Source organism: Amycolatopsis sp. CA-126428 (genome assembly GCF_002904335.1).
Taxonomy (GTDB): domain Bacteria; phylum Actinomycetota; class Actinomycetes; order Mycobacteriales; family Pseudonocardiaceae; genus Amycolatopsis.
Genome location: NZ_PPHF01000081.1, coordinates 13,549 through 28,524 on the forward strand (window position 1 = coordinate 13,549; position 14,976 = coordinate 28,524).

The 14,976-nt window shown below is 71.6% G+C and carries 10 protein-coding genes; 2 read left to right on the top strand and 8 right to left on the bottom strand.

Translation table 11 applies throughout. The features are described 5' to 3' along the window. Window positions 1-114: 114 nt before the first annotated feature. The 7 genes from C2L58_RS22245 to C2L58_RS22280 form a co-directional block, all read right to left on the bottom strand. Window positions 115-4,272: a glycoside hydrolase family 38 C-terminal domain-containing protein gene (locus C2L58_RS22245; RefSeq protein ID WP_103339549.1), complete on the bottom strand. Its 4,158-nt coding sequence runs from the start codon at window positions 4,270-4,272 to the stop codon at window positions 115-117. Window positions 4,273-4,279: 7 nt separating this feature from the next. Next, window positions 4,280-5,590, bottom strand: a complete 1,311-nt coding sequence (locus C2L58_RS22250; RefSeq protein WP_103339550.1) for an ABC transporter substrate-binding protein — start codon at window positions 5,588-5,590, stop codon at window positions 4,280-4,282. 31 nt (window positions 5,591-5,621) lie between these two features. Continuing rightward, window positions 5,622-6,461, bottom strand: a complete 840-nt coding sequence (locus C2L58_RS22255) for a carbohydrate ABC transporter permease (RefSeq protein WP_103339551.1) — start codon at window positions 6,459-6,461, stop codon at window positions 5,622-5,624. 25 nt (window positions 6,462-6,486) lie between these two features. Continuing rightward, complete coding sequence (locus C2L58_RS22260) at window positions 6,487-7,443, bottom strand: carbohydrate ABC transporter permease (RefSeq protein ID WP_103339552.1); 957 nt, start codon at window positions 7,441-7,443, stop codon at window positions 6,487-6,489. Between the two features lie 166 nt (window positions 7,444-7,609). After that, a complete protein-coding gene (locus C2L58_RS22265) occupies window positions 7,610-8,710 on the bottom strand; it encodes an ROK family protein (protein ID WP_103339606.1) in 1,101 nt (366 codons plus the stop codon). A 1,995-nt stretch (window positions 8,711-10,705) separates the two neighbouring features. Continuing rightward, the gene (locus tag C2L58_RS22275) at window positions 10,706-11,656 is read right to left on the bottom strand and encodes an LLM class flavin-dependent oxidoreductase (protein WP_199191379.1); all 951 of its coding nucleotides are present in this window, start codon (window positions 11,654-11,656) and stop codon (window positions 10,706-10,708) included. Then, window positions 11,653-12,147, bottom strand: a complete 495-nt coding sequence (locus C2L58_RS22280) for a DUF1579 domain-containing protein (RefSeq protein WP_233225857.1) — start codon at window positions 12,145-12,147, stop codon at window positions 11,653-11,655. Before C2L58_RS22280 ends, C2L58_RS22275 begins: the two co-directional genes overlap by 4 nt. 92 nt (window positions 12,148-12,239) lie before the next feature. Between C2L58_RS22280 and C2L58_RS22285 the strand changes: the two genes are divergently transcribed. Next, complete coding sequence (locus C2L58_RS22285; protein WP_233225858.1) at window positions 12,240-12,593, top strand: winged helix-turn-helix transcriptional regulator; 354 nt, start codon at window positions 12,240-12,242, stop codon at window positions 12,591-12,593. A gap of 51 nt (window positions 12,594-12,644) precedes the next feature. Beyond that, window positions 12,645-13,577: a TAXI family TRAP transporter solute-binding subunit gene (locus tag C2L58_RS22290; RefSeq protein WP_103339554.1), complete on the top strand. Its 933-nt coding sequence runs from the start codon at window positions 12,645-12,647 to the stop codon at window positions 13,575-13,577. On the opposite strand, the gene C2L58_RS22295 is transcribed toward C2L58_RS22290, so the two are convergent. Continuing rightward, on the bottom strand, window positions 13,574-14,971 hold the full coding sequence (locus tag C2L58_RS22295) for a sensor histidine kinase (RefSeq protein ID WP_103339555.1): 1,398 nt from the start codon (window positions 14,969-14,971) through the stop codon (window positions 13,574-13,576). The two genes, C2L58_RS22290 and C2L58_RS22295, sit on opposite strands and share 4 nt — an antisense overlap. Between the last annotated feature and the right edge of the window lie 5 nt (window positions 14,972-14,976).

The following is a 14,976-nucleotide window of genomic DNA, read 5'->3' on the forward strand; positions in this document are numbered from 1 at the left end:
GGGAATCGATGCGGGAATGATCAGCGCCGGGCGGCTCCCCGGTCAAGGAGCGTCCGGAGTAATTCGCCCGCAGGTAACCTGATCTTTCTGCGGACAATGCTGAATTTGTCGAATTCACTCGATCCGGACTTCGACGGCGGGGCTGTAGGCGAGCCGGCCGTGGGCGGTCACGCGCACGAGCGCCCACCAGTGCGCCCCACGCCGGGCCGTGTGCCCCGCGCGGACGGTGACCGGCACGGTGACGCTCGCGCCGGCGGCGAGCCGGAACGGCTGGGCCCGCGGGCCGATCGTCACCTCGCCCGCCCAGGTGCCGAACGGGCTGATCGCGGTGATTCCGCCCCGGATCTCGCTCTGGGCCAGGTTCGTCAGCGACACCGCCAGCTCGGCCCTCCCACCCGGTCCCAGGGTGATCGGCCCGGGCGGGAGTCCGACGTCGACCAGGTCGTCGCGCGACGGCGGTGGCCCGGCCAGGATTTCCACCGTGTCTTCGAGGATTTGCCCGGCTTCGTCGGAAATCCGGGCGGCGATCAAGTACCGGCCGGGTGTCTCCGGACCCCGCACCTCGACCGTGGTTTTCGCGTGCTCCCCCGGCTCGAGGTCGTAGTCCGGGACCTGTTCGGCATGCCACCCCGGAGGCAGTTGCAGTTCGACGCGGCCGCGGGCCCGGCGGCCGCTGCAGCTGACCGTGACGTCCAGCCGGGCTCGGCCGTCCTCGAGCTTCGCCCGGGTGGGCGTCACGTGCACGCTCACCGGGAGGTTGCCGACCGGCGCCGGCCCTTCGTTGTGCAGCCAGTACCGGGTGTGCACCGGCTGCACGGGTTCGGTGGCGGGTTCCCGGCCGGATCCAAGGCGGGCGGCGGGTTCCAGCCGGAGGGTCGCCACGTCCGCGGCCCCGAGTTCGACGCGGGCGCGGCCGTCGTCGACCTCGACCGGTTCGCCCTTCTCCTCGAGGAGATCGGTGCGCCAGGCCGACCGGATCCCGCCGTGCAGCGTGACGGACGCCGTGGCCGGGGACCCGGTCGATTCGTACACGCGCACCGTGATCGCGTCCGACGGGCCGATCACCGAGCCCGAGGCGAGCGGGTTGCCCGCCGGTTTCGCCGCCGTCAGCACGACTTCGGCCGGTTCGACCGCGATCAGGCTCAAGGTGGACGGCAGCGTGCCTTCGCCGGCGGGCACCTGACGGGCGTGGAGCGGGTGCGCGGCTTCCTGGGCACCGCGCGGGAAACCGGCGGCACGCCAGTCCCCTTCGCCGGCGACGATCGAGAAGCCGAACGTGTGCGTCCAGTGCTGCCAGGCGAAACTCGAGCCGTCCGGCGCGGTCCGGCGGTCGCCGTCGATCCACACGCCGCTGGGCCAGCCGCTGCACGAGCGCATCAGCGACAGGTGCAGCGTGCCTTCCGGGTCCACGACGAACCCGGGCGTGCCGTGGTTGACGACCGCGACCGAGTAGTCGTCGGCGGGTTCGGCCGTCCCGGGCAGCCCGTCGGGGAGCCGCACGTCGAGGGTGGCCTCGGCGCGCAGCTCGGCGACGGCGGCCTTGACGTCGTCGATGACCACCACCGGCAGGTCCCGCGGACCCCGCAGATCGGCGTCGGGCACCCAGGCTTCACGCCGGGTCCGGGTCGCCGGGACGAACACCCGGCCGTGGCGGGCCAGGGCGTCCCGGTACCCGGGCTCGGCGGAGGCGAGGACTTCGGCGGCGAACGGGTTGTCCGCGCCCACGACGATCCGGACGTCGGGCAGGTTCGAGTCGACGTCGAGGGCGCCGTAGCGCGGACCGCCGGGGCGGGTGCAGGTCGCCGTGACGCCCTTCGCGGCCAGCGCCGCGGCCAGCGCCCGGACCTCGAGCCCCGGAGCAAGGGGCTCGACCACTTCGGCGACGCCGATGGCGTGCGTGGCCCGGGTGCCGTCGTCGCGGGTGAGCGTGACGCGGGCGGTCGCCGACAGCCCGGCCCAGGTGTGGGCCGGGGTGTCCAGCGTCCAGAGGTGTTCGGCCGCGTCGACGTCGGGAAAACCGGACGAGCGGCCGATCGCGCCGAACCCGACCTCGGCGACCGGGAGCGCGCCGGGGACGTCGAAGTCGAACCGGGCCCGCAGGAGCCGGTCCTGCCCCAGCGAGCCGTCGACCTCGGTGCGAACGTCCACTCGGGACACTCCGCGCCACAACGTCGTGCGCTGGGTGATCCGCAGGTCGTCCAGCGTGGTGGTGGCGACGAGCCGCTCCCCCAGCGGGCCGGTCTCGACGACGACTTCCGCCGCGCCGGGGCCGTGCCCGGGGCCCTTCGGCAGCAGGTGCCACGGCCCTTCGCCCCACACCGGGTGCTCGGCGTGCTCGTCCTGCACGACGAGCCCGGCGGCGAGCCCGCCGTCCCGCAGCAGGTCACGGCCACTCCGCCGGTCGTGGACGCGCTGGAGCGCACCTCCCCGCGCCGGGTCGGCTTCGACGGCGAAGACGTCGTTCTCGATCGTGAGCGGCCCCGGCCGGGCGGTCCACCCGGGCGGGACGGTGGCCGCGTCGACGACCCGGTAGACCCGGTAGCCGAGTGCGGGCACCGCGGAAGCGAGGAAGGTCAGCGTGATCTCTTCGAGGGAGCCGTCGGGGCTCCGCACGACCGCGTCCGTGACGGCGGGGACCGGACGGCCGTCCGGATCGACCACCCGCACGCCCGTGGTTCCCGGAGTCACGGTCACCGATGTCACCGCGTCCCGGGCCCAGGACAGCGTGTTGAGCACGAACACGGCCACGCCGTCGCCGGTCGTGTCGGCGTGCTGGGCGAGCTCGGCGATCGCGCCTTCGAGGACTTCGCCGCCGCGGTCGGCCGCTTCGCGCCAGCCGGTGAGCAGGTCGAGGTAGACCTGGTCGGACTCGGTGCCGGTGATCGCGTCGTGGTGGGCGCCGTAGACCAGCTGCCGCCAGGCTTTGTCGAGGGCTTCGTGGGGGTAGGGCGCGCCGAGCAGGGTGGCGAGGGTCGCCGCCCGCTCCCCGTCGAGCACCGCCACCTCGGCCGCGCGCTGGGCCTGCTTGGTGTCGATGTAGGAGACGTCCTTGCCGGTGTAGACCGGGTTCATGTCCCGGGTCTGCACGCTGATCGGCGTGCCCCGCGCCGCCGCGTCCGTGCGGACCGCGGCGAAGAAGTCCCGGGGCAGGCCGACGACGAACCGCGGCCAGGCGTACCGGGCGTTCCAGGTGCGGTGGATCTCGGTGCAGAACCGCGACGGGATGTTGTGGTCGTGCCCGACCGGCAGCAGCACGTTGCGCGTGGCGGCCACCTGCCGCAGCGTGCTGAACTGCCGGTAGGCCTCCGCCATCGCCTCTTCGAGGGTGTCCTGGCGCTCGATGCCCCAGCCGGCGACGTAGTGGTCGGCCATGTAGGCGGTCAGCAGGCCCCGCCCGCTCGGCGAGATCCATTCGAACTCCGACGGGAACTGCATCCGGCCGATGTCGCCGGTGTGCCGCTTCGCCCCGACGTGGTGCCACGGCCCGCGCGCCCAGGCGCTCGACTCCAGGCCGGCGTCGGCCATCAGCCCCGGGTAGGCCGGGTCGTGGCCGAACACGTCGAGCATCCACGCCGAGCGCGGGTCGCCGCCGAGGACGTCCCGCTGGTAGCCGACGCCGTAGACGGCGTTGCGGATCGTCGACTCCGGGTGGGTCAGGTTCGTGTTGGCCTCGTTGTAGTTGCCGCCCACCAGCTCGATCCGGCCGTCGCGGAGGAACCGCCGCAGGTCGTGGCGGTCGCCGGGGAAGGTGTCCCAGTGCGGCTTGAGGTAGTCGACCTCGGCCAGCACGAACCGGTAGTCCTCGTCGTCGCGGGCGGCTTCCAGGTGCGCGCGGACGAGGTCGAACGCCGAGCGCTGGAAGTTCATCCGTTTCTCTTGCGCCAGCGGCAGGTCGAGCCAGGTGTCGGTGAACCCCGCCTGGGTGTTCCACCACACCGGGTCGTAGTGGAAGTGCGACACCATCCACATCGTCCAGCCGGTCTCGGCGACGACGAGGTCCGCCTCGGCCGTCACCCGCTGCCCGGCCGACTCCGCGACCACGGTGACCCGGTGCGACGAGCCTTCGGGCGCCTGGAAGAGCACGCCGACCTCGACGGTGACGCCGTCCGGGTGGACGTCGGCCGCGACGGGCTCCGGTGTGAACACCCGCTTGCCCTCGACCCGCACCCGCACCGGCGCCCGCGGCCCGGTCAGGGTCACCCGGACCACCTGGCGGGCCGCGGCCGCGGAGCCGACGAACAGATCGGTGCCCCGCACGGCGGTGATGCGCACAGTTCTCCTACTTGGCGTTGGCGAGTGCGTTCTTGGCGTCGCTGAAGAACTGCGTCACGCCCGCGGCGATCGACATCTTGCCGAACGCGACCTGCTTGGCCGCCGAATCGAGCGCCGTCTTGACGTCGCCGTAGCCCGGCGGCGCGGTGGGCGCGGTCGGCAGGCCGTCCTTGGCGACCTGCGCGGCCACGTACTCGCCGAACTCCATGTCCGCCTTCTCGGGCGCCGTGGCGGTCGGCGCGAGGAGGTTCTTCGCCTTGTCCGACGGCGGCAGCCCGCGCTGCAGCTTCATCGTCTTGATCGCGTCGTCGTCGTTGAGGAAGAAGTTGATCAGCTTCGCCGCGCCTTCCGGGTTCTTGCTCTTGACCGGGATGCACAGCAGGACGCCGCCGGACAGCGCCTGCCCCGTCTTGCCGTTCTCGCGGGGCACGACGACCAGCTTCAGCTCGTGCTGGGTCAGCGGCTGCATCTGGGCGAGACCCCAGCCGGTGGTCATCGCGATCTGCCCGGTGATGAACGGGTGGGTGCCGGTCGCCGCGTCGGTGTTGCTCAGCAGCGTCGGCGGGCAGACCGCGCCGGCCTTGCGCAGGCCGTCCCAGAAGGTGAACCACTCGGTCAGGTCCTCGGGACCGAACCCGAGGGTCTGGTCGGCGGTGTAGAGGTCCTTGCCGCGCTGGCGCAGCCACGGCTGCAGCGCACCCGAGTCGTCCTTCGACGCGTCCAGCGCGCCGTACTTGTCCGGGCCCCAGGCCTTCGAGATCTCGGTGGCGATGGTGCCGAAGTCCTGCCACGTCCAGTCGCTGGTCGGGGCGGTGATCTTGAGCTGGTCCAGGACCGTCTTGTCGTAGAGCACCGGGGCGTTGCCGGAGCCGGAAGCGACGCCGTAGGTCTTGCCCTTGACGGTGCCCGCCGTGCGCAACGGCGCGTAGAGGGTGTCCAGCCCGATCGTGGCGGGGACGTAGGTGCCCAGGTCGGTGAGCACGTTCCGGCCGGCGTAGGTGCTGACGAGCGCGGTGTCCATCTGGAAGAGGTCGGGCGGGTTGCCGCCGGCGAACTCGGTGTTGAGCTTGTCGAAGTACCCGTCGTAGCCGGAGTACTGGGTGGTGACGGCGATCCCGGTCTTGTCGGTGAAGAGCTTCACCGCCTTCTGGTAGGCGTCGTTGCGGGCGTTCCCGCCCCACCAGCGGAAGGTCAGGGCGTTGTTCCCGCCGGATCCGCTGCTGCTGGGCGGCGCGAAACCGCAGCCGGCGAGCGCGGCCGAGGCCACCCCCGCCCCGGCGATCCCGAGGAACCCCCTCCTGGACAGGTGCTGTGCCATGGCGGTCTCACTTTCTTTCTGCGGTCGGGGTTCAGCCTTTGATGCCGGTGTTGGCCACGCCGTCCACCAGCCGTTTCTGGCAGATCAGGAACACCGCGACGGTCGGGACGAGGGTGACCACCGACATCGCGAGCATGCCGCCGTAGCTGGAGCCGCTCGCCCGGTCGATGAAGGAGTTGAGCCCCAGCGGGACCGTGTACCGGGATTTGTCGGACAGGTAGACCAGCTGGCGCAGGAAGTCGTTGAACGTCCAGATGAACGTCAGGACGCCGGTGGTCAGCAGGGCCGGGCGCAGGAGCGGGAGGATCACCGAGAAGAAGACGCGGGCGTGCCCGGCGCCGTCGATGGCCGCCGCTTCGTCCAGTTCGCGGGGAATGCCCCGGATGAACTGGACCATGAGGAAGATGAAGAACGCGTCGCACGCGAGCAGCTGCGGGACCACCAGCGGCAGGAACGTGTTGATCCAGTTCAGTTCGTAGAAGATCGTGTACTGCGGGATCATGGTGGCCTGGAACGGCAGCATCAGCGTGCCGAGCATCAGCCCGAACCAGATCTTGCGGAACGCGAAGTCGAGCCGGGCGAACGCGTAGGCGGCCAGCGAGCAGGACGCGATGTTGCCGATCACCACGCAGAGCGCGATGGTCGCGGAGTTCGCGAGGTAGACGGTGAACGACGTGCCCGTCGCCGTCCAGCCGGTCAAGTAGTTCCCGAGGGTGAAGTGCCACGGGATGGGGTCGAGCGTGCTGAAGATCTGGTTCTCCGGCTTGAACGAAGCCCCGACCAGCCACACCAGCGGGTAGATCATCACGACGACCCCGGCGAGCAGCACCCCGTGCGCGCGCCAGTGGATCTTCGCAGGCTTGATGGCCATCTCGGTCCTTTCGGCCGTGGGGAGTTCAGTCCGCGTAGGTGACCCAGCGCCGTGAAGACGCGAAGTAGAGCGCGGTGAAGAGGCCGATCACCACGAACAGGACCCACGCCATCGCCGACGCGTAGCCCATCTGCAGGCTCGAGAACCCCTTGCGGTAGAGGTAAAGCGTGTAGAGCATGGTCGAATCGATCGGCCCGCCCAGCCCGCCGCTGACGACGTAGGCCGGGGTGAAGGTCTGGAACGCGTTGATCGTCTCCAGGACCAGGTTGAAGAAGATCACCGGGGAGAGCATCGGCACGGTGATCCGGAAGAACATCCGGATCCGGCCGGCACCGTCCAGCTCCGCGGCTTCGTAGAGGTCCTTGGGGATCTGCTTGAGCCCGGCGAGGAAGATCAGCATCGGGGTGCCGAACTGCCAGCCCGACAGCAGGACCAGGGTCCACAGCGCGAACCGCGGGTCCCCGATCCAGTCCGCACCGTGGACGCCGAAGATCGCGAGGATCTGGTTCAGCAGGCCCTGCTGCGAAAAGATCTGCCGCCACATCACCGACACCGCCACGCTCGCGCCGAGCAGCGACGGCAGGTAGAAGACCGAGCGGTAGAACCCCAGCGCGCGCAGGCCCCGGTTCAGCACCGCGGCGACGACGAGCGCGACCGCGAGCTTCAGCGGCACCGAAGCGACGACGTAGGTGAGCGTCACCTTGACCGAGTGGAGGAACTTCTCGTCCCGGAACATCGCCAGGTAGTTGTCGAAGCCCACCCACTGCGGCGAGCTCAGCAGGTCGAACTTCGTCAGCGACAGGTACAGCGAGTACGCCATCGGCAGCAGGACGAACCCGAAGATCCCGAGGAACCACGGCGACAGGAACAGGTACGCCGCCAGGTTGTCCTGGTGCCGCTTGCGGCGACGCCGGGCGGGCGCGGGCTTCGCTGCCGGCGGCGTCCCGGCTTCGACAGGGTGCGTTGCGGCTTCGGCTGACATCGGCTGCTCCCGGGACTCCGGCGTGGACCGGCAGCGCTCCCGAAAAACCGGGCGGCTGCCGTGGCACTTCTTCCGACGCACGCGGTTCCAGTGGTTCCGTCCCAGGGAGCTGGAAGCGCTTTCTCGGCACTCTAGGCAGCGGGCTCCGCCGCTGTCAACGACTCGTTCACCCCGCCGCCAGCACCGCGTGGATGCCCTTCTCCCTGGCCAGGTGCGCGGCCCCGAGCACGGTCGCACGCGCCCCCAGCTCGCTCACCACGACTTCGGTCGGCCAGCTCAGCCGCTCGACGGTCGCGACGACACCCGGCCGGAGCAGCTTGTTGCGCCCCACCCCGCCCCCCAGCACGACCAGGCCGGGGTCGACGACCGCGCAGATCGACGCGGCCAGGTTCCCGACGGCTTCGGCGTGTTCCGCGACGATTTCGAGCGCGACGGCGTCCCCCTTCTCGGCCAGCGCGAACAACGCGGCCGCCGTCTTCGGCGCCAGGTCCGGGCGGCGTGCCCTGGCCCGGCGCAGCAGCTCCCGCGAACCGAGCCGCGCTTCCAGCGCGTCCCGGACCGGCGGCCGGTCGTCCGCCCACGGATAAGCCAGGCGGGCGACCTCACCCGCCGCGCCGCTGGCCCCGCGGACGAGCCGCCGCCCGAGCACCACCCCCGCCCCGATCGCCACGCCGACCTGCAGGAACACGAAGCTGTCGTGGTCCTTGCCCGCCCCTTCGACGAGTTCGGCGATCGCCGCGCAGTTGACGTTGTTCTCGGTGTGCACGGCCGCGCCCTCCGGCAGCCCGAGCGAGGCCACGACGTCCCGGACCCGCGCCATCGTCGCCGGCTCACCACGACCGGGCGGGGAGACCACATCGGACACCGCGATCACCACGGCCCGAAGCGGACCGCGCGCGTTCCCCCGCCGCAGCACGGCTTTCACCATGGTGTCCGCGGACGCGGGCCGGGTGGTCTGGTCTTCGTCGAGCAGTTCTCCGGCGAGCGTGGTCGCCCGCAGCGCCACCTGCGTCGACCCGCGGTCCACCGCCAGCACGTACCCGGCCCGCGGGCCCAGCCGGTAGACCGCCGCGGTCCGCCCGGTGGCGCCGGACCAGCTGCCGCTGCGTTCGGCGAGCCCGGCGGCTTCCAGCTCCGCCATCACCAGGGAGACCGTGGGCTTCGACAGCCCGCAGGCCACCGCGAGCTGCGGCCGGGTGGCCTGGCCGGCGGCCGCCAGCGCGGCGAAGACCTCGCCGGCCCGGTCGCCGATGCCCGATTTCGCCATCTGCACCTGCTTTCGCCGAAGTGAAACTGTCGAACGTGCCGCCGGCCGCGATCCGGCCCGTTGACAACGTACGGGTTCGTTTGTTTACTACTTAACCAAGTGCGGGTCCCAGCCGCATCCCCGTTTTCCGGACCGCGATGGGCAAGTCGTCCGGGAAAGCGCTTTCCTGACCACTTCGACCGGTCCTTTGCCCAGGACGGCAGGGAGACTGCGAAGCGGATGGAGCCGATCCTGCTGCCGAGCCAGCACGCGAGCTCGCACGACCTGCCCGACGACCCCGTCCACCTCGACGCCGTCCTCGCTGCCGCCGTCGACGCCGCGCTCGCCGCGCAGCAGGCGTGCGGCAACTTCGAGGACCCCGCGGCCGACGACGACGTCGGGGACATGGGCCTCGGCGTGCTCTCCCTCCTCTGCCTGGCGTGGCGCGGCGTGTCCGATGACCCGGCACTCACCGACGCGGTGCGCCGGGGCCTGGACTTCTTCCTGGCGCACCGGGTGTTCCGGACCGACAACCCGGGCGAGCCGTTCCTGCGCGTCCGCCACAGCGGCCTGCCGTACGCCCGGTACCTGCCGGGCGACGGCGAACACCCCTTCGGCGACTGGCCGAGCACGGTGTGGGCGATGCTGCACGCGGTCAACGTCCTCGAGCTCGGCGAGGGCCTGCTCACCGGCGACCAGTACGCCGCGGTGACCGAGCTGGCGCTCGGGTACTGGCGGTGGCTGACCGAAGCGAGCGTGTTCAACCCCCAGCAGACGGGCAACCAGGCCCTCGGCGCGATCGTCGCGGGCCTGATGCTCGGCCGCCACCTCGACCGGGTTTCCCGGGACCGCGAAGGCAACCGTGTCACGACAGCGGCGATGCGGCTCTACACCGACGTGATCCGGCCCTCGCGGGTGACCGATCGCGGCTTCGCGCTCCCGGCCGAGCACGGCGCCGGCCACGACCAGAACTACCTGCCGATCTCGCTGTCCTTCCTGGCCCAGGCCCATCGGGTGACGGCCGACCGGCTGTTCCTCGACGACGGCGCGGAGCTGGCCCGCCACCTCGACTGCCGCCTGTCGGCCCGTGGTTTCGACTACGGCGGCCCCCGCTACAGCGAGCAGCACTGCGGCGCCGAAGGCCTGCTCGGCCTCCGCTACTTCGGGGCGCACTTGGCCACCGACCTCGGCCGCTACCTGAGCGACCGCCGCGTCACCTACTACCCCGTGGCCCGGACCGGCGCGCCGAGCGGGCACTTCGCGTTCACGACGGTGTGGCTGTACCAGGACGACAGCAAGTGGCACCGGACGACTGCTTTTCCGGTCACCTCCGCGTATTCGCTGCGCCACCGCACCGCGTCGGTGTCGTTCACGAGCAGTCACACGCCTTACCTGATCGACGCGGGACGGGCGGCGGTGATCGAGTCCGTCGTGGCGGGCCAGCACGGCATCGGCCCGCTGCTGGGGTGCACGCTGCTCACCCGCCCGCTCGGCCCGTTTCGCATCCGCGACGCGCGCGACGGCGATGTCGTGGCCCGGCTGGTGACGAAGGCGGTGGTGACGCGGGAGCAGGTGCTGCTGAGCGTCCAGCAGCTGTGGGTGGCGGAGGAGCAGCGGGTGACGCTGTTCGCGGTGGTCCCGGCGGCCGGGTGCGAGTTCCTGGCCGGGCTGCCTTATGTGGAGGAAACCGAAGCGGGCCAACGCAAGATCGTCTCGGTGGCTTTGCCGGGCGGAGCACCGTTCGACCTGAGCGAGCCCGGTGCGGTGCTGCACACCAGCGGCACGCTGCACGCGGGCAGCCTGGCCATCACGTCGGGGGCGTCGCTGCGGGTGGTCAACCCCCCGGCGGGCCGGACGAGCTTCAACAGCCCGGAAACGATCGGATTGACGCAGGAGCAGCTGGCGTTCTCCCTGGCCGACGACCCCCGCGGCTACGGAAACCCGGACGCGGGCTGGCAGCGCGTGACCGACACGAACCACGTCCTCGCGGGCCCACTGCCGGATTCCCCGCCGGGATCAGCCGTCTTCGCGGTGCGGTACGGCCCGCACGGTGATGCCCCCTTCACCGTCGGGGTGCATGCATCGGCTGACGGTCTGGTGATCGACGCGCCGGGTTTCTCGGTCGTCGTCGGCGATCCCGCGGGCGACGCGGAGGGGGAGCCGACCCTCCGGGTGACGGCGCGGCCATGACGGCACCCGGTCGAACCGCAGCACGTCGTGCAGCTCCGCGAGCTTGGCCGAGACGTGCTCGGCGGTCCCGATCATCAGGTGCTGCCCGGCCCGCGTCCCCAGCTCGAACTGCTCGGACGTGACCAGGAAGCCACCGCCACCCGGGTGCTTGGGGCGCAGGAAGTCCCGGTAGCAGGGATAGACCGCCGTCGCCTCCCGCGTGCTCGGCGCGCCGAAGTAGTGGCCCCCGACGCCCAGCCACACCGGCAAGGGCTCCTGCACGGCCCTCGGCAGGATCGCCGCGTCATCGAGCGGAGGACGGAACCGGCCCTCCCACGTGACGACCGGTCGTGCCCGGATGTTCAGCAGCAGCCCGAGTTTCTCCTCGAACGCGTCGTCGTAGTCGCGGAGGGGCACGCCGAAGAGCCGGAACGGTTCGGGGTAGGCGCTGCGGCCCGCGGTGATCTCGGCGCGGCCCGCGCTCAGCACGTCGAGCGTGGCGAAGTCCTGGTAGCCCCGGACCGGGTCGAGGGCGCTCAGGGTGGGGACGGAACTGGTGAGCCGCACCCGGCTCGTCCTCGACGCGATCGCGGCCGGCACGACCGCCGGTGAGGACACCGCGAAGTCCGGGTTGTGGTGCTCGCCCAGCCCGAAGTGATCCAGCCCGAGCTCGTCGGCCAGCACGGCGAGCGAAACGATCTGTTCGACGCGGTCCTCGGGCGTGCGGCGGGTGCCGTCGACGGTGACCGGCTGGACGTCGGCCAGCGACGCGATCCCGATGTCGACCGGCCCGCTCACACTCGGACCGCTTCCTCTTCGTCGACCGGGAGCCAGCCCTCGCCGAGGTGGATTTCGCCCAGGTGGTGGTACGCGTCGGGGCCCCGGCGCGTGAACGTGTCGCGCAGGGGCACGGTGGCGCCGTGCATGGTGATGGTTCCCAGGAACCGCAACTGCTCGCCCACCCAGCCCGCGGAGCGCTGGACCGCGCGTCCGCCGTTGCTGTCGTACCAGTCGGCGACGAATTCGCCGGCGGCCGGGTCGTAGCCCCACACGTAGCGGGCACTCAGCGGGGCCGGGTTCTCCGGGGTCGGCAGTTCTGCCGTGCCCAGCGTGATCCAGAAGCCGCGCTGCTCCCGGGCGCCGTCGATCCGCATCCGGATCGGCTTGCGCGGGCCGAACGGGGTTTCGTGGAAGACACCGGGCGCGTCCCAGCCGCCCACGAAGAAGTCCAGCTCGCGCAGGCGCTCGTGCGGGACCGGGGCGCCGGTTCCCATCGGATCGGCTGTCATGGGGTTCCTCCCTGTTCGCTTCACATTTCAAAGTACACTATTGAAAACATAGTAGGCAACGAAAGCCAGAGCGGGCTACGGTGGTCGGCGACATGGAGGCGAAACCCGAAGAGCCGGCGCCCGCGAACGAGCGCCCCGACTTCCACACGGCCATCGAGCTGATCGGCCGCCGGTGGACCGGCGTGATCTTGGACCAGCTGCGCTCGGGCGCGTTGCGGTTCACCGAGCTGCGCGAACGCATCCCCCGGATCACCGACGCGATGCTTTCCCAGCGGCTCAAGGAACTCGAGCTGGCCGGCGTCGTGGAGCGGGTGGTCACGGTCGCCCGGCCGGTCGAGGTCCGGTACGCGCTCACGGCCATCGGCTCGCGGCTGGGGCCGGTGCTGGACGCGGTCAAGGCCTGGAGCGCCGACTGGGCGGCGCACCAGGCGGGAGAACTCGGCTGAGCATCGGCGGCTGAGCTGACCGGACGCCGCGAAGTCTGGCACGATCAGGCCATGGCCACGGTCCGGCGGAGGAGCGCACTGGCGGCGGCCGCCGCCCTGCTGCTGGCGCCCGCTGCTTGCACCGGCGGCTTCGGGAATCTCCGGCTGCGGATCGCCGCGGGCAACCCCGGCGGCGTCTACGACAAGCTCGCCCAGACCCTCGCCAACGCCTGGCAGGCCGGCCTGGGCATCGAGCGGCCGCAGGTGCTGCAGACCGACGGCTCGCCCGACAACGTCGCCAAGGTGCTCCTCGGCCAGGCCGACGTCGCCTTCGTCGCCGCCGACGTGGCCGAGGAGCAGCACAAGACCCACCCGGAACTGGCCGCGCTCGCCCGGATCCACGACGACTACCTGCACGTCGTGGTCCGCGCCGACTCCGACATCCGGTCGGGGGACCAGCTGCGCGGCCACCGCATCGCGATCGGCTCGCCGGCCTCCGGCGTCGAGTTCATCGCGTACAAGCTGCTCTCCGCCGCCGGCCTGACCAGCTCGGTCAGTACGAGCCTCCACGGCCTCGACGACTCCATCGCCGCGCTGCTGCGCGGCGACGTCGACGCGTTCTTCTGGTCCGGCGGGCTGCCGACGCCGAGAATCGTGACGTACCAGAACCAGCTGCGGCTGGTCGACATCGGCGACCAGATGCCGAAAATGCGGACGCTCAGCGAGGTCTACGGCACCGCGACCATCCCCGCGAGCACCTACAACCAGTTCCTGCCGGTGACAACGCTGATCGTGCCGAACTTCCTGGTGGTGCGGCAGTCGATGAACGCCGACGTCGCCGAGGCGCTGGTCCGCGGCCTGTTCGACGCCCGGCACCAGCTCGCGCAGGCCAGCCCGGCGGCGCTGTCGATCGACGTGCACCCCGGCATCGAGACCCAGCCGCTCCCCCTCCACCCCGGGGCACTCCGCTACTTCCGGACGGAAAAGACCTACCTACCTGGCTAGCCGGCCGGGAACGTCATCGTGATCCGGAGGCCGCCGCCTTCGGGCAGGTCCAACTCGAGTTCACCGTCGGCATGCGCGACGAGCTCGCTGACGATCGCCAGGCCCAGCCCCGAGCCGGGCACGTTCTGGTGGGCGGGGCTGCGCCAGAACCGGTCCCGCGCGCGGTCGAGCTCCTCGGGCCGCAGGCCCGACCCGTGATCGCGCACCGACAGGCGCACCCGGTCGCCGTCGCGCTCGACGGCGACCCGGATCTCGGTGCCGGCCGCGGTGAACTTCAGCGCGTTGTCGAGCAGTGCGTCCAGGATCGTCTCGGCACCCCGCGGCGGCAGGCACACCCGCGTGCCGCTGCCGGCGGTGTCGACGATCAGCCGGACGTCCCGCGCCTGGCCGACCACCGTCCAGTCGGCGACCCGCTCGGCGACGACGTCGTCGAGCACCACCGGGTCCAGCTCCCCGCCCGACGCCTCGGCGCGGGCCATCGAAAGCAGCCCGTCCAGGATCTGGTGCAGCCGCCCCGCATCGACCCGCGCGGCATCCAGGTCGGCGGACGCCGGCTCGTCGTCGACGTGCCCTTCGAGGTTGCCCAGCCGGATCTTCAGCGCCGTCAGCGGATTGCGCAGCTGGTGGGAGGCGTCGGCGACGAACGCGCGCTGCGCGGCCAGCGCGCCGGACACGCTCTCGGCCATCCGGTCGAAGGACCGGCCGAGCTGCCGCAGCTCCGGCGGCCCGCCGCTCTCCCCCACCGGCTCGGCCTCCCGCCCGCTGACCACGGACGCCACCAGCGCTCCGGTGGCGTCGTCGAGCCGCTGCACCGGCCGCAGGATCCACCGGACCACCGGGATCGCCACGGCCAGCGCGAGCGTGAACGCGAGGATCCCGCCCGTGGCGAGCAGCAGCCACCACCACAGCACCTCGGCCCGCTCGGCCCCGGTGTCGGACACGGTCACCACCGCGCCGTGCACCTCGCCGTCGGCGAGCACCGGTTCGGCGAGCACCAGCGGCGTGGCGTCCCACGGCATCAGCACGCCGCCGGACTGGGAGCGGCGCCCGGCCAGCGCCTCGTGGGCCGGTCCGCTGATCTGCTCGGCGTGGGTGTCGAGCCGCGCGGCATTCGGCCCCAGCGAGCTGGCCACCTGCTTGCCGTCCTGGTCGAAGACCAGCACCTGGACGCCGTACACCTCGGTGTAGCGGCGCAGGGCGGAGTCGACCAGGTCCGGCTTGTTGTCCAGCAGCGGGCGCTGCGCGAGCGACGCGAACCGGGCCGTGTCGGTCAGCCGGTCGAGGAACAGGTCCTGCTGCACACCGGCGGCGATGCTCCTGCCCAGCGGGATGCCCAGGCCGAACACCAGCAACGCCACCAGCGTCAGCACGATGCCCTGCAGCCGGACGCGCACGCCCC

Excerpts from the sequence above, each read along its gene's own strand:
- C2L58_RS22280 (WP_233225857.1), bottom strand. The coding sequence starts at position 12,147 with ATGACAGCCGATCCGATGGGAACCGGCGCCCCGGTCCCGCACGAGCGC.
- C2L58_RS22255 (WP_103339551.1), bottom strand. The coding sequence starts at position 6,461 with ATGGCCATCAAGCCTGCGAAGATCCACTGGCGCGCGCACGGGGTGCTG.
- C2L58_RS22290 (WP_103339554.1), top strand. The coding sequence starts at position 12,645 with ATGGCCACGGTCCGGCGGAGGAGCGCACTGGCGGCGGCCGCCGCCCTG.
- C2L58_RS22250 (WP_103339550.1), bottom strand. The coding sequence starts at position 5,590 with ATGGCACAGCACCTGTCCAGGAGGGGGTTCCTCGGGATCGCCGGGGCG.
- C2L58_RS22265 (WP_103339606.1), bottom strand. The coding sequence starts at position 8,710 with ATGGCGAAATCGGGCATCGGCGACCGGGCCGGCGAGGTCTTCGCCGCG.
- C2L58_RS22285 (WP_233225858.1), top strand. The coding sequence starts at position 12,240 with ATGGAGGCGAAACCCGAAGAGCCGGCGCCCGCGAACGAGCGCCCCGAC.
- C2L58_RS22260 (WP_103339552.1), bottom strand. The coding sequence starts at position 7,443 with ATGTCAGCCGAAGCCGCAACGCACCCTGTCGAAGCCGGGACGCCGCCG.